This is a genomic window from Dietzia sp. HMSC21D01, assembly GCF_001815995.1.
In the GTDB taxonomy this organism is placed as follows: Bacteria; Actinomycetota; Actinomycetes; order Mycobacteriales; family Mycobacteriaceae; genus Dietzia; species Dietzia cinnamea.
This window is the reverse complement of the sequence record NZ_KV823772.1, coordinates 1-10,281: the sequence shown is the minus strand read 5'-3', so window position 1 is coordinate 10,281 and position 10,281 is coordinate 1. Positions and strand designations below refer to the sequence as shown.

Sequence of the window (10,281 nt, the reverse complement as noted above, 5' to 3'; positions counted from 1 at the left end):
CGGGGCCGGGGCGGCAGGCGCGGGAGCAGGCGCCGGGGCGAACTGCTGCGCCCAGACGAACGGGAACGGCAGCGGCGGCAGCGGCTGCGCCTCGGAGCCCATGGGGACGGGGACGACGATCGGCGCGATCTCCGGAACCGGCACGGCCCAGGGCCCCACCTGGATCTCCGCGGCCGAGGCCGCGGGGGCCGCCGTCAGCAGCGCGGCGACGGCGATCATGGTGGCGAAAAGTGGACGTCGGCTCATGGCGGGTGACCTTGATCGAGTGGGGCAGATCGCGATTGCGATCAGGGTTCTCTCAGACTATGTCCACAATGCTTACGTAGCAAAACCGATTCGGGTACCGTGCCGTTCCACGGCCCGGACACCCGCGGTCGCGAGCGCCCGGGGAGGCGGCATGGTCAGCTTCAGACGTTCCAAGAAGGTCGGCCCGTTCCGGATCACCGCCTCCAAGTCCGGCCTGGGCATCAGCGCGGGCGCGGGTCCGGTCCGGGTGTCGAGGAGCCCGAAGGGCCGCTACTCGCGCACCCTGCGCGTGCCCGGAACGGGCATCTACGACACCAGACGGATCGGCTCCGGCCCATCGCGTGCGCAGCGTGGCCCGGCGGCCACTTCAGGTGCCGGGCCACGGCCCGGGTCGACGCCGGCCGGGTCGGCGACGTCGACCTCGGGTGCGGGCTCCGGTTGCGCGATGATGGTCGGCCTCGTCATTCTCCTGGGTTTCCTGCTGGCCCAGTGCGGTGGCGACGACGACCCGGCGGTCTCGCCGCCGGCCACATCGACGTCGTCCACCACGCCGAGCAGCCGCTACTCACCGATCCCCTCGCAGACGCCCTCGCCGACCACCGGAGCGTTCGCGTCACCGACATCGGAAGGGCTGGCACTGACCGACGACGAGCTCGGCGATCCCGGGAACGGGGGCGGCCGTCCGGCGCCGCTCGTCGCTCCGCTCCCCCAGACCTCGGCCTATGTCCCGCCGCCGGCACCTGCCCCACAGCCGGCCGTCCCGCAGTACTCGGCGACGTTCGGGTCCTGCGCGGAGGCGAGGGCGGCCGGCGCGGCGCCGCTGTACGCGGGCCAGCCGGGTTACAGCTCCAAGCTCGATCGCGACGGCGACGGGGTCGCCTGCGAGTAGCCGGTGCCCGCCCCGCCGAGATTCACTCCGCCGGCGCGGTAAAGCAGCTCGATTCGGCGCCGATGCCGGTGCCCTTGGGGTTGGCGGAGAAGGTCACCACGTCACCCTCGGGGTTGAGGTACTTGAGGTGGCGGGCCTTCGCCTGCCCGCCGCTCCCCTTCTGACCCTGCCCCTGCTCGCCGCCCTGCTCGGCCGCGTCCTGCGACGGGGTGAAAACGACGTGCTGGCCTTTACCTGCTCCAGCGCTGGCTGGACGTCGAGACGATCGGGCCACTTGCGACCGGGAAGCCCGATCGCTGGACCCGGCGCCCCACACCCCGGCGTCGCGGCCGGGTCTTGTCCTTACCGACATCCACCTCGCCCGCCAGGCCAATTGGGGCCACGTGGTGCGGGACGCGGACTGCGCGACCCGGATGGCCGAGGCGTGAGCGCGCCCGTCTGCGGTGGGCCGCCGCACGAGATGATCCTCGCGGGGCTCCTCCTGCCCGAGTCGGTGCTGTCCTCGGACTGGTTCGCCGTCCTCGCGGCGTTCGTCGCGATCAACACGGTCATGTACGTGACGCTGGCGGTGACCAAGACGCTGCCGAAGGTCCACGTCCGCGATCTGCTGCCCCGCCACTACGTCCGGTCGGAGACCCGCAGTATCCACCCGGATGACGCCGAGCCCGGGCCCCGCGAAGCGCGACGCCCGTCCGGACGGGAGTGACCCCCCGGGTGTCCACGTCGTCGCGGAAGAGAATCGTGCGCCTCGAAGTCGGCGCTCTGTGCGCTGTCCTCATCCTCCTGCTCGCCGTTGCCGTTATGGCCCGGATGGGCGGCGAGGGCGCGCAGGCGTCCCCGTCCCCCTCTCCCCCGGCGGGTCAGGCCGTGGCGATGAAGGCGGCAGCGGACCTGACGCCGTGGACTTTCACGATCGACGAGGCGTATGCGTACGGCGAGCGGGCATGTGCGGACATCCGGGACCCGCACTATGACGGCTTCGGCGGCTTCTACATGGGGGTCCGCAAGACGTGGGTCGCGATGCGCCTGGACGCGCACGGCCTGTCGAGTGAGGAGCAGGTGGAGCACCACAGGCGCCTCTATGCCGAGGCGGTGCGCTCTCTGTGTCCGGAGCTCCTGCCGCACCTCCCGCCCCTGTACCGCTGAGCCCTACGCGCGTCCCGTTCATTACATCGCTTCTCGCCGGGGTATCCGAGCGGCGGCGGTCTGATGGGTGAGCATCGGGAAGGGGCGACGACGACGAGCTCCACCTCCCCCGGCCGACCTGCAACCCCACACGGCCGCGGGTCTGGCGGGGTCAGCCCTCGAGGGAGCTGAGCCAGTCGCTGAGCGCGCTGGCCAGCTCGCCCGGCGCCTCCACGGGCAGCATGTGTCCGGTCTCAGGGATCTCGACGTACGTCACATGCGGCGCCGAATTCGCCTCGGCCCATTCCCGCTGCTCGTCGGTGGGCACCACCTGGTCGTCCGAGGCGCCGACGATCAGCACCGGGCACGACGCCTTGGCGGGGAAGTCCCAGCGGTCGGGCCGCGACCCGATCGCCACCGAGTGGGCGGCGAATCGCTCGGGCCCGTACACCCGCGCGGCCCGCAGCCGTTCGGCGCGGACCTGAGGGTCGTGGCCGCGGTCGCCGTAGTAGACGGCTTCCATGCCGTCGAGGGCGATCTCCTCGTACTCCGCCTGGCTCAGGCCCGCCGCCCGCTCGGCCCGCGCTGTCGCGGACTCCGGGTCCTCGGCCCCCACCGGCGCGGTGACCAGCACGAGCCCGGCCAGCAGCGCCGGATAACGCTCCGCCAGGTGCATGGCCACCACCCCACCGAGCGAATGCCCGACCACCACGCTGCCGGCCGCGACCTGCTCCGCCACCTGGTCGACGAGCGCGTCGAGGTCTGCCACGGCCGGCAAGTCGAGCGCCGTGGCACTTGACCCGTCAGGCAGGGCGTCAATGACCGGGGACCACGTCTGCGCATCGCCGTGCAGGCCGGGGAGAAACACTAAGGTCGTCATGAACTCGACCGTACGCGCGCCAAAGGCGGCCAAACCTGGACCGGCGAACTCGCCACGCGCTCAGCGAGGTGCCCGGGCTTGTCCGCGTCGCGCTGGCGGTGCTGGCCCCGTACCTCCGCCGGATCCGCTAGCAGACGCTCCAGCGCCCGGGTTAGCGCCGCCACGTCACCCGGGGACACCAAAAGCCCCGACTCGCCTTGGCGCACACCCTCGGCTTGGTCGCCCACTCCGTGCTCACTATTGGGCGCGCGTGACTGAAGGCCAGGTGGACGATCCCGCTCTGCCGGGGCCCGCAAATCGACTGGGAGCCCGCGGGCACGCGGACCTCGACGGGACCGGGCGGAGGCGGCGCGATTGGGCCGACGCCGGCACCCCGCGGCACCTGGTGTCGTGCCTGCCGACCACGTGGCGCCACTGTCCGTTCGACGGCGTGGACGGTCCCATCCCGGGCGGCGCGCGACCGCACACCGAGTCAGACGGCGCGATGGTCGTAATGGACGAGGAGGCGCCAGCTCTCGTACGACTTCTGGCAGGCCCGGCGTGAGGGGACCGGCAGGGTGGCCTCGTTCGGCGCGATCGCCCCGCTGGCCAGCAGCAGCTGGCGCGGCTCGCGACCGGGGACGGTCCGCGTGTGCCGCGCGACGCGGCGGGGTCGGCGACATGAGGGGGGATCATGTTTCGCCAACGAGGCCCACTATAGGAACGGCCGCGCCAGTTCACAAGCGTCAGTTATACGGAGCACAGCTAAGTGTTTCATTGTCCGCTGTTCCGACGATCCGAGACGCGGACAGCGACCAGCGGTATCGCCCGGGCGGAACGTTCGCGACCTCGCCCAATTCTTCTCGCCGGGAACGTCCCGGATAGGAACCGCATGAACACCTGGACCACCCGCGCAGAGACCGACGCGGACATCCCCGCGATCCGCGACATCATCCTGCGGGCCTTTCCCACCGCCGCCGAGGCCGACCTCGTCGACGCCCTCCGTGCTGACCCGGCCGCGTGGATCGACGGGCTGTCGATGATCGCCGCGACCGCCGGCGGGCATCCGGTGGGCCACGCGCTGCTCACCCGCTGCCACGTCGGGAACGAGCCCGCCCTCGCGCTGGCGCCGTGCTCAGTGCTGCCCGAGTTCCAGCGCACCGGCGCGGGCTCGGCCGCCATCCGCGCGGCCCTGACCGCGGCACGAGCGATCGGCGAGTCGCTCGTCGTGGTGCTGGGCCATGCCGGCTACTACCCGCGATTCGGCTTCCGCCGCGCCTCCGGCTTCGGTATCCGCGCGTCGTTCGACGTCCCCGACGAGGCGTTGATGGCCCTGCCCCTCGACGACTCCCCTGCCGTCCCGGAGGGCGTCATCCGCTATCCCGCGGCTTTCGGGGCGTGACCGCTCGCGCAGTCGCGGTGACCGCGGGACCGTGAAGGCGGGGTGACCTCGTCGTCGTCGTAGGCTTGACGACCATGTCTGCGACCGCGAACCTACGCCAGGAGCTCGACGCCGCCCGGGACCGGTTCGAGCAGTACCGCGTCTCCGTGAGCGCGGCGTTCGACGATCGGCCCGCGGGCGAGCTGTCCCGGGCCGTCGAGGCGGTGCTGCCGGATCTGGCGTTCCATGAGGGGCAGGCGGTCGCGGCGGCAGTGGCTCTGGATCGGTTGGGCGCCGGCGCCGATCTGTCCGCGGTGATCCGGGCGCTTGATCTGCTGCTCCTTGAGCAGCAGGCCGCGCGGCGCAGCCGGGACTTCCTGGCCGGCGTGTCCCGGGTTCTCGCCAATGTGAGGCGGCGCGAGGAGGGTTAGCCGGGTGGTCCGGCGGGCGCGGGCTGCGGGCACGCATGCGGGGGCTGCCGGAGGTCGGTCGCATGCACCGGCGGCCGAGCGGGCAGGCGGGGGCGGCCGGCCACGCCTCGGCAGAGCGACCGGAGACAATGGGGGCATGGCATCCCCGGATCAGCGCGCCCAGTTCGAGCTCCTCGCCCCTCTCCTGGCCCGCGAGGGCGTCGATGTGTAGACCGCGACCGTCGCCGACCTCGACGCCGGGATGGAGCGCGCCAAGCAGCGCCACGCCGCCGCGGTCGCCCGCGTCCGCGCTGTCCTGGATGCCCACGCCCGCGACGACATCTCCGCCGCCGGCGCGCTCCTCGAGGAGCTGGAGCTGACCGCCGAGACCACTCCCCCGCCGATCCCCGACGCACTGACCGTGGCGACGCGCTTCGCCCAGCTCGCCCAGACGCTGGCGCCGCAACTACCGGCGGACGTCATCGGCGCGGTGAAGGACCGGGCACGTGTGGCTGACGCTCCCGAGGGCATGGCCGATCTGTGCGAGGCGGTGCTGCTCGACTGCGACGCCGCCACCGGCATCCGCACCGTGGTCCGCGAACACGGGCCGGCAGCCGCGCTCTACGCCGCCGCGGCCATGACAGCGGCGGTCTTCAGCCGGTGGGCCGCACACACCGGGGACTCGATGGACGAGGTCGTCGCCGCGCACGCCTGAGCGGCGGGCGCGAGCGGCCCGTTCCCGGTGCCGCGGGACCCGCGCAGCTCACCGAGTGGTCGCGAAGGCAGCTTTTCGGACCGCTCGTCCTGCGAGAACCTGAGCGGGTGTGACCACTCGGTGGTCCCCACAAGTCCAACTTCTTCGCCCTCCCTTGCCACGGCCATTTTGGCGGGCGCCTTTGTCGCTGCGGCACTTCCGGCCGGTGTCTTCCTTGCCGAGCTGCTCGCGCTCATCGTGCTGGCGGCCTAACTGGCGGAGCCGGAGTTCTCGTCGTCGTCGTTGTCGTCGTTTCCTACACGGACCCGCGCTCGGCGCCCAGGTAGGCCAGCGCCGCCACCACCTGGGCGCGCGTAGCGGTGAGCAGCGTCGACTCCTCCTCCGGCGCGAAGTGCGGCGAGTGGTTCGCCGGGATCTCCTGACTCACCGCGCCGCGCGAGACCGCGTCCCGGTAGCGGGCCGGATCGACCGAGCCAACGGTCCAGTACGTGTACGGCACCCCGAACGCGTCCGGGACGAGCGAGAAGTCCTCCGACGCCGTGACCCGGCTCGCCTCGTACACCGCGCGCGGGCCAAAGTGCTCGACGAACGCCGCGGTGACCGTGTTCGTGACGCCCGGATCGTTACGGGTGAGCGGATACTGGTCGTAGTAGTCGAACTCCGGGTCGGCCGGGGCGCCCGCGGCCGCGCACTCTCCGCGGACGATGCGCTCGATCGCGGAGATCAGCTGCTCGCGCACCGCCGGATCGTAGGTGCGGATGTTGAGCAGCAGCTCCGCCGAGTCCGGGATGATGTTGGCCTTGGCTCCCGCTGCGAGCGAGCCGACCGTCAGCACCGCGAACTCCCCCGGCTCCACCTCGCGCGAGACGACCGTCTGCAGGCGCAAGACGATCGACGACGCCAACACCACCGGGTCCACCGCCGTATGCGGCATCGACCCGTGCGCGCCGCGGCCGTGGATCGTGATCTTGAGCGAGTCGCCGGCCGAGAGCACCGGGCCCGCCACCGTGCCGATCGTGCCCGCCGCCGTGGGCATGACGTGCTGGCTCAGCGCGAGGTCCGGCTGCGGGACCCGCTCGAGCAGGCCGTCGTCGACCATCGCGCGGGCACCGGCGGCCGTCTCCTCCCCCGGCTGGAACACCGCGATGTAGGTGCCGGACCAGGCGTCTCGGTTCTCGGCCAGGATGCGGGTGGCGCCAAGTAGCGCGGCCGCGTGTGCGTCGTGGCCACACGCGTGCATAACGCCCGGCGTCTCGGAGGCGTACTCCAGGTCGGTGTCCTCCTGGAGCGGAAGCGCGTCGATGTCGGCGCGGGCCAGGACGGTGGGGACTTCGCCGCTGGTCCCGGCCCCGGCGTGGGCCGGGTTGCTGATGACCGCCACGACGCCGGTCCCGCCGATCCGCTTTGGCTCCAGGCCCAGCGCGGTGAGCTCCTGCTCGATCCGGTCCGCCGTCGCGTGCTCGGCCATGCTCAGCTCCGGGTGGCTGTGGAAGTGGCGATAGAGGTCGCGGAGCCAGTCGAGATGGCCCTCGACGTACTCGGCGACCTCGGCCGCAAACTGCGGGCCTGCCATCAGGCAGATTTCTTGGCCGGCGTCTTGCGGGCCGTCGACTTCTTCGCCGGGGCCTTCTTGGCCGTGGACTTGGAGGCTGTCGACTTCTTGGCGGTGCCCGAGCCGGAGCTGCCGGAGTCCGACTTGGAGGACGTCGACTTCTTGGCCGTCGACTTCTTTGCCGCGGCCTTCTTGGCGGGCGCCTTCTTCGCCGCAGTCTTCTTGGCCGGGGCCTTCCTTGCCGAGCTACTCCCGCTCTTCCTGCTGGTGGTCTTCTTGGCGGAGCCGGAGTCCTCGTCGTCGTCGTCCTCGTCGTCGTCCTGGTCGTCGTCCTGGTCGTCGGCGTCGTCCGCCTTGCCGCCCCGGTCCTTCACACTCGCCCGCAGCGCCGCGAGCAGGTCGGCCACCTCGTCGTCGCCGTCCTCGTCGCCCGAGGTGTCCTTCTCCTCCACCGTGAACGCCTCACCGCCGGCCGCCTTGGCCTCGATCAACTCCTTGAGCTGATTCTGGTAGTCGTCCTCGTACTTCTCCGGCTCGAAATCCGCCGCCATGGTCTCGATGAGTGACGCCGCCATCTTGACCTCCTGCGGGCGGACCTTCGCCTCCTTGTCCAACCCCTCGAGGATCGCCGGGCGGATCTCGTCAGGCCACAGCAGCGTCTGCAGCATGAGCACGTCCTTGTACACCCTGAGGGCACAGAGGCGGGTGCGGTTGCGCAGCGTGAACGTGCAGATGGCGAGGCGGTCCGTCTGCTGCAGCGCCTCGCGCATCAACACGTACGCCCGGTTCGAGCGCGACGCCGGCTCGAGGAAGTACGCGTTGTCGAACGCCACCGGATCCACCTGATCGGCCGGGACGAACTCCGTCACCTCGATCTCGTGGTTCTGTTCCACCGGCAGGCTGGCGAGGTCCTCCTTGGTGAGGATGACCATCTCGCCCTCTTCGGACTCATACGCCTTGGCGATGTCGGAGAACTCCACCTCCTCGCCGTTGTCATCCCGCACCTTCTTGTAGCGGATCCGGACGCCGTCCTTCTTGTCCACCTGCCGCGCGTGCAGATCGTGGTCCTCCGTCGCCGCGTACACCTTGACCGGCACGTTGACCAGACCGAACGAGACCTCGCCCTTCCAGATGGATCGCATATAGGGAGTATGCGACAGATGTGGGGCGGCGGCAGCCGGACGAGGGGGGTGGGGCGTGGTTGGTGCGTGTCAGAAGCAGTTTGGCACAGAGGCCCCTCGGGCAAAGCAGACCAAAAGGCGGTGCTGGAGACGCACACTCCCACCGCACTGGCTTCCGCCCTACCTATCTGATGAGCTCGCTCGACCCCCACCCTGCTCCGGCAAAGAGTCACGCCCGCACCAGGCAGAGCCCCGCTCGCGCCCGCAGTGGCGTAGTCTAACTGCGTTGCGCCAAACCAGCTCGCCTTAGCTCACTGCGTCTGTCCGAATGCGAAAGTGACAGTCGAGGCCGCCGGATTTCCGAGAGCGCTAGTTTGACGAAGTGCCTAAGCGGGTTACTTTCCGGTGCGACTGAGCCCGCCTTAGTCACTGGTGAACCCAGCCACTTACGATGGACGCCAACTCGTCGCGCATTTTGTCAAGAGAAGAAATTCTATCTTGGTTTTGCTTTACATATTGCACCCCGGCATCCCCGTCGGCTTCTGAGATGATGGTCGACAGTTGAGTCGATATTTCGTCCAACTTGCTCGCTATTGCTTTCGGGGCTGCGAATTTCGCTCGCAATGATTTCGATTTAAAAGCACTGTGCGCATCAGCTAGAAGCTTGTGCTGCATTGCCAGTTCCGCTTCTATAGTGTTCGCCTCATCTTCGAGCCCTCCCACTTTGAGCGACGCCTTCTTGACTTCCCCGTCATGAGAAGTAGGGGCTGCGAGCAGTTTCCGAAGGCGGTCCTCAGCGGTCTCAAGCTGCTTATAGACGTTTGAAACCCGTAGGCTCGAAGCTTGCATCTCCGATGCGAGCTTCCTTGCAGTCGAGAACTCGTTCTCCACAAGGTCGATTATTTCCCTCAACAGGTCGCTGCGCAGCGACTGCCGCAGCTCGTGCGCCAACTCCGCGTGCTGACGCTTCCGCTCGGACCGGCCTCGCCACCATTCTGTAGCTAGCGACCCGCAGACTCCGAGCGCTACGCCCAAAAGGGCGGACAATGCAGGCACAACCGACTCAAAAACAGCCAATGCCGTAGCAATATCAGTCTTCAAGAGCTTCGTTTTCTGCGTACTTCTTCACAAGATCCCTACCGAGTGGAGTCAACCTATATCCCGTCGTCACGGAAATGATCTCCCCGTCGCACCCAACAGGCGCCACAAGCATCCCTTCCTGCTCTGGATCCTCGACTAGCACCCCGTCTTTGATCAGGTATGAATAGAGAACTTCAGAGCCGGGCAATACCACGAGGCTTTCGGGGCCATTTTCCACGAAGTGCTCGAGTATTCGACGCTCGGTGTCGTTATAACGCTGATTGACGCGGCCCAAGTTGACTTTCAACTGGCGCAGCGCTTTCCGATCGAGCCTTCGAGGCCCGACCCCCTTCATGCCGTGACAGTTGGCGCAGAGCACGATCATGTTGTGAAACTCGTGCTTCTGCACTCGGGCATAGTCCTCGATATGTTCGATGTGCAGCGGTGACACTGTCCGACAGGTAGGGACCGCGCACCGGTACCCAGCTTCAAGCATCACCGCGCGTTCAAGTTCCGCAGGTATTGCCTGCCTATCTCCCATATCTACAAAGTAGTGCCAAGTGAAGTGAAGAGGCGGTGCTTCGACTTTCGCCGCGTGACAGGGTTCAGTTTCGGCCCTGGTTAGAGGTCTTGGCGCTTCGACTCCACCGGGCCCTAGCCACCCTGACGTGTGCGCACCGAACTCGAGGGATGGCCGCTTTGGCCGGCGGCCTCGCCGGTGACCTACCCTCTTAGGTCACGCGGATGAAGTACCTAGGCGTCGCCGCACTGAAGAGCCGCCAAAGTCAATTGATCCAGATGCGGCTGTTCGTTGCGGTGCCCAAAGCGGTAGTGCAAATAGGTGGACGTCGGTGCTTTCCGATCCGTTAGCTCGCCCCGCTGATTCACGGGCCGGTGTAACTG

General features: G+C 68.7%; 12 protein-coding genes and 1 pseudogene. 6 read left to right on the top strand and 7 right to left on the bottom strand.

Going from position 1 to position 10,281, the window contains the following annotated elements:
• A pseudogene (locus HMPREF3086_RS18865) lies at window positions 1-246 on the bottom strand (hypothetical protein); the annotation flags it as partial.
• Between the two features lie 151 nt (window positions 247-397).
• Between HMPREF3086_RS18865 and HMPREF3086_RS19245 the strand changes: the two are divergent.
• Window positions 398-1,135, top strand: a complete 738-nt coding sequence (locus tag HMPREF3086_RS19245; RefSeq protein WP_210401833.1) for a DUF4236 domain-containing protein — start codon at window positions 398-400, stop codon at window positions 1,133-1,135.
• 22 nt (window positions 1,136-1,157) lie between these two features.
• On the opposite strand, the gene HMPREF3086_RS18355 is transcribed toward HMPREF3086_RS19245, so the two are convergent.
• Window positions 1,158-1,409, bottom strand: coding sequence for a hypothetical protein (locus HMPREF3086_RS18355; protein WP_141763978.1), 252 nt, complete (start codon window positions 1,407-1,409; stop codon window positions 1,158-1,160).
• A gap of 150 nt (window positions 1,410-1,559) precedes the next feature.
• Here HMPREF3086_RS18355 and HMPREF3086_RS03860 point away from each other — a divergent pair, with 150 nt between their 5' ends.
• Together HMPREF3086_RS03860 and HMPREF3086_RS03855 are read left to right on the top strand one after the other, a co-directional pair.
• Window positions 1,560-1,841 carry a hypothetical protein gene (locus HMPREF3086_RS03860; RefSeq protein WP_246830894.1) on the top strand — a complete coding sequence of 94 codons (282 nt, stop codon included), beginning with the start codon at window positions 1,560-1,562 and terminating at the stop codon, window positions 1,839-1,841.
• Window positions 1,842-1,876: 35 nt separating this feature from the next.
• Window positions 1,877-2,281: a hypothetical protein gene (locus tag HMPREF3086_RS03855; protein ID WP_141763977.1), complete on the top strand. Its 405-nt coding sequence runs from the start codon at window positions 1,877-1,879 to the stop codon at window positions 2,279-2,281.
• 151 nt (window positions 2,282-2,432) lie between these two features.
• On the opposite strand, the gene HMPREF3086_RS03850 is transcribed toward HMPREF3086_RS03855, so the two are convergent.
• Entirely contained in the window at window positions 2,433-3,140 is a 708-nt protein-coding gene (locus HMPREF3086_RS03850; protein WP_061229178.1) for an alpha/beta fold hydrolase, read from the bottom strand.
• An 871-nt stretch (window positions 3,141-4,011) separates the two neighbouring features.
• Between HMPREF3086_RS03850 and HMPREF3086_RS03845 the strand changes: the two genes are divergently transcribed.
• The 3 genes from HMPREF3086_RS03845 (at window position 4,012) to HMPREF3086_RS03835 (ending at window position 5,625) form a co-directional block, all read left to right on the top strand.
• A complete protein-coding gene (locus HMPREF3086_RS03845) occupies window positions 4,012-4,521 on the top strand; it encodes a GNAT family N-acetyltransferase (RefSeq protein WP_061229179.1) in 510 nt (169 codons plus the stop codon).
• Between the two features lie 74 nt (window positions 4,522-4,595).
• Window positions 4,596-4,931, top strand: a complete 336-nt coding sequence (locus HMPREF3086_RS03840) for a hypothetical protein (protein ID WP_061229180.1) — start codon at window positions 4,596-4,598, stop codon at window positions 4,929-4,931.
• A gap of 241 nt (window positions 4,932-5,172) precedes the next feature.
• Window positions 5,173-5,625: a hypothetical protein gene (locus tag HMPREF3086_RS03835; RefSeq protein ID WP_246830893.1), complete on the top strand. Its 453-nt coding sequence runs from the start codon at window positions 5,173-5,175 to the stop codon at window positions 5,623-5,625.
• A 295-nt stretch (window positions 5,626-5,920) separates the two neighbouring features.
• Here HMPREF3086_RS03835 and HMPREF3086_RS03830 read toward each other — a convergent pair whose 3' ends face one another.
• From HMPREF3086_RS03830 to HMPREF3086_RS17850, 4 genes are all read right to left on the bottom strand, one after another.
• Window positions 5,921-7,198 (bottom strand): amidohydrolase, encoded by a 1,278-nt coding sequence (locus tag HMPREF3086_RS03830; protein WP_061229182.1) that lies wholly within the window; start codon window positions 7,196-7,198, stop codon window positions 5,921-5,923.
• Window positions 7,198-8,319 carry a non-homologous end joining protein Ku gene (locus HMPREF3086_RS03825; RefSeq protein WP_070720236.1) on the bottom strand — a complete coding sequence of 374 codons (1,122 nt, stop codon included), beginning with the start codon at window positions 8,317-8,319 and terminating at the stop codon, window positions 7,198-7,200. The genes HMPREF3086_RS03830 and HMPREF3086_RS03825 overlap by 1 nt, the downstream gene beginning before the upstream one ends.
• 405 nt (window positions 8,320-8,724) lie before the next feature.
• A complete protein-coding gene (locus HMPREF3086_RS18345) occupies window positions 8,725-9,249 on the bottom strand; it encodes a hypothetical protein (RefSeq protein ID WP_141763976.1) in 525 nt (174 codons plus the stop codon).
• A 139-nt stretch (window positions 9,250-9,388) separates the two neighbouring features.
• Complete coding sequence (locus HMPREF3086_RS17850) at window positions 9,389-9,874, bottom strand: HNH endonuclease signature motif containing protein (protein WP_256386770.1); 486 nt, start codon at window positions 9,872-9,874, stop codon at window positions 9,389-9,391.
• Window positions 9,875-10,281 lie beyond the last annotated feature (407 nt).

Excerpts from the sequence above, each read along its gene's own strand:
- HMPREF3086_RS19245 (WP_210401833.1), top strand. The coding sequence starts at position 398 with ATGGTCAGCTTCAGACGTTCCAAGAAGGTCGGCCCGTTCCGGATCACC.
- HMPREF3086_RS03850 (WP_061229178.1), bottom strand. The coding sequence starts at position 3,140 with ATGACGACCTTAGTGTTTCTCCCCGGCCTGCACGGCGATGCGCAGACG.
- HMPREF3086_RS03845 (WP_061229179.1), top strand. The coding sequence starts at position 4,012 with ATGAACACCTGGACCACCCGCGCAGAGACCGACGCGGACATCCCCGCG.
- HMPREF3086_RS03840 (WP_061229180.1), top strand. The coding sequence starts at position 4,596 with ATGTCTGCGACCGCGAACCTACGCCAGGAGCTCGACGCCGCCCGGGAC.
- HMPREF3086_RS03835 (WP_246830893.1), top strand. The coding sequence starts at position 5,173 with ATGGAGCGCGCCAAGCAGCGCCACGCCGCCGCGGTCGCCCGCGTCCGC.
- HMPREF3086_RS03830 (WP_061229182.1), bottom strand. The coding sequence starts at position 7,198 with ATGGCAGGCCCGCAGTTTGCGGCCGAGGTCGCCGAGTACGTCGAGGGC.
- HMPREF3086_RS03825 (WP_070720236.1), bottom strand. The coding sequence starts at position 8,319 with ATGCGATCCATCTGGAAGGGCGAGGTCTCGTTCGGTCTGGTCAACGTG.
- HMPREF3086_RS17850 (WP_256386770.1), bottom strand. The coding sequence starts at position 9,874 with ATGCTTGAAGCTGGGTACCGGTGCGCGGTCCCTACCTGTCGGACAGTG.